This is a genomic window from Streptomyces sp. AcH 505 (assembly GCF_000818175.1).
Lineage (GTDB): Bacteria > Actinomycetota > Actinomycetes > Streptomycetales > Streptomycetaceae > Streptomyces.
In genome coordinates this window covers 6,113,425-6,115,999 of record NZ_JTIY01000001.1, presented here as the reverse complement: position 1 = coordinate 6,115,999, position 2,575 = coordinate 6,113,425, and the positions used below count along the sequence as shown (strand labels likewise).

3 protein-coding genes and 1 pseudogene are annotated in these 2,575 nt (G+C 73.8%); 1 reads left to right on the top strand and 3 read right to left on the bottom strand.

The annotated features are described in order from the left end of the window. Positions 1-243 (top strand): annotated as a pseudogene (locus HY68_RS45550) (alpha/beta hydrolase); the annotation flags it as partial. A gap of 19 nt (positions 244-262) precedes the next feature. Here the strand turns inward: HY68_RS45550 and HY68_RS27260 are convergent. The 3 genes from HY68_RS27260 to HY68_RS45545 form a co-directional block, all read right to left on the bottom strand. After that, a complete protein-coding gene (locus HY68_RS27260; RefSeq protein ID WP_041993625.1) occupies positions 263-1,114 on the bottom strand; it encodes an amidohydrolase family protein in 852 nt (283 codons plus the stop codon). Further along, complete coding sequence (locus HY68_RS27255) at positions 1,114-2,103, bottom strand: aldo/keto reductase (protein WP_041993623.1); 990 nt, start codon at positions 2,101-2,103, stop codon at positions 1,114-1,116. Before HY68_RS27255 ends, HY68_RS27260 begins: the two co-directional genes overlap by 1 nt. A 173-nt stretch (positions 2,104-2,276) precedes the next feature. Then, on the bottom strand, positions 2,277-2,575 hold a 299-nt coding region (locus HY68_RS45545), incomplete at its 5' end, for a WS/DGAT domain-containing protein (protein ID WP_041997292.1).

Genomic DNA, 2,575 nt, shown 5'->3' with positions numbered 1-2,575 from the left:
GGCGAGAGCGACCGGGTGACCGATCCGCGCGGCAGCGTCGCGCTGGTGGCGCGCGCCCGCGCGGTGGGCGCCGAGGCCGGCGCCGTACTGCTCGCGCACGGCGATCACGCGATGCTGCGCAGGGCCGGGGTCTGGCACACGCTGGCCACGAGCTGTGTCACGGCGCTGCTCGGCCTCGGCCCCTTCCCCGACGTGGTGCGGCGCGCCCTGCTGGGCGGTGAGGGCCCCGTCCAGACCGTGTAGCGGCCCTACGGCGGGACCGTCAGAGCGCGTAGACGCGCCGCGCAGTACCGCCGAAGACGGCGGCGCGCTCGTCGTCGCTGAGCGCGTCCGTCACGGTGCCCGCCGCCTCCAGCACCTCGGTGTACGAGGCGGCGAGCCGGCAGACCGGCCAGTCGGAGCCGAACATCAGCCGGTCGGGGCCGAACGCCTCGATGACGGTGTCGGCGTACGGCCGCAGCCCGTTCGCCGTCCAGGTGCCCCAGTCGGCCTCGGTGACGAGTCCGGAGAGCTTGCACACGGTGTTGGGCCGGGCGGCGAGGGTTCTGACGTGGTGCGCCCAGGGTTCGATGGATCCCGCCGCGATCGGCGGCTTGCCCGCGTGGTCGAGTACGAACGTGAGCCCGGGCAGCAGGTCGGCGACGCGGGCGGCGGCGGGCAGCTGGTGCGGCAGGACGACCAGGTCGTAGACGAGCCCCGCCGCGGCGACGGCCGCGAGGCCGCGCTTGACCTCGGGGCGCAGCACCCACTCGGGGTCGGGCTCGCCCTGGATCTGGTGCCGGATCCCGGTCAGCTTCGGGCCGCCGGGCCGGGCGCGCAGCGCGGCGAGCGTGTCGGCGATGTCCGGGGCGGTCAGGTCGGTCCAGCCGACGACGCCGGCCACCAGGTCGCTGGCGGCGGCCACCGCCAGGAACTCGGGGGTCTCGGCGGCGACGGTGACGGTCTGGACGAGTACGGTCGCGCTCACCCCCGCCGCGCGCGCTTCGGGTTCGAGGTCGCCGAGGGAGAAGTCCCGCCGGATGGGGGCCATCTCGGGCCCGTCGAGCCATTCCTGGTCGCGTACGGACAGATCCCAGATGTGGTGGTGCGCGTCCACGATGTCCGGCGGGTTCATCACGCGGCTCCGTCCTCGGTGAGCAGCCCTTCGGCGCGCAGTTCGGCCCACAGGTCGTCGGGGACGGTACGGCCGAACTGCTCGGCGGCGTCCCGCGCCTCGTCGGCCGACCGGGCGCCGACGAGCACGCTCGCGACGGCCGGGTGGCGCAGCGGGTAGTGCAGGGCAGCGGCGCGCAGCGGCACTCCGTGGCGGCGGGTCACGGTGTCGATCCGCTGGGCCCGCTCGACCAGTTCCTGGGGGGCGGTGGCGTAGTCGTACGTCGCGCCGGGGCGCGGGTCGGCGAGCAGGCCCGAGTTGAAGACCCCGCCGGCGACGACGCTCTTGCCGCGCGCCGCGGCCTCGGGGAGCAGCGCGGTGAGCGCGCTGTTGTCGAGCAGGGTGAAGCGTCCCGCGCACAGGACCACGTCGACGTCCGTCTCCCGCAGGAAGCGGGTGAGCATCGCGGTCTGGTTCATGCCGGCGCCTATCGCCCCGACGACCCCTTCGGCGCGCAGCTTCTCCAGCGCCGGGTACGCCTCTTCGAAGGCCGCTTCCTCGTGGTCGTCCGGGTCGTGCAGGTAGACGATGTCGATGCGGTCGAGGCCGAGCCGCTCCAGGCTGTCCTCGATGCTCCGGCGTATCCCGTCGGCGCTGAAGTCCCAGACGCGGCGGTGCGTGGCGGGGACGGCGAAGCCGTTGGCGAGGTCGTCGGCGGCAGGCGCCGTTGTCCCGGCGGGGACGGGCTCCAGCAGCCTGCCCGCCTTGGTGGAGACGGTGTACTCGTCCCTGGGCCTGGCGCGCAGCGCCTCGCCCGTACGGCGCTCCGAGAGCCCGGTGCCGTAGTGCGGCGCGGTGTCGAAGTAGCGGATGCCCGCGTCCCAGGCCGCGTCGATCGCGGCCCGGGCGTGCTCGGGCGCCACCGGGGTGTACAGATTGCCGATCCCGGCGGCTCCGAAGGACAGTTCGGTCACCTGGACCGGACCGCTTCCGAGCGTGGTGTGCCGCATACCGCTGCCGCCTCCTGAGGGTTCCGTCGCCGACCGCTCTGTCGTCGATCACCGCGCCGTCAATCAGGACGAATATTCATCGGATGACTGGACGGCGTCAACACCTGTGAGGCAGCTGTTTATGGGGCTCTTGCGGTTGAGCAGTCCGATCTATCGGCTCTGCCGGCCCGACTCTACCGGGTGACCTGGACCAGCTCGGCCAGTTCGGCGTGCAGCGATCCGGCCAGCGCGCCCAGGTCGGGGACGGCTTTGCCGTCGGCGACCAGACCCACGTGCACCCGGCCGCCGTACGAGGACAGGCCGACGGCCAGGGACTGGCCGCGCGCGAGCGGCGCGAGGGGGTAGATCTCGCTCAGCGGGCACCCGCCGAGCGAGAGCGCGGAGCGCGGCAGCGGCACGCTCGTGACGAGGATGTCGAAGAGGAATCTGGCGGCGCTGCCGGCCAGTGGCGCGCCGAGCCGGTGGGCCAGCG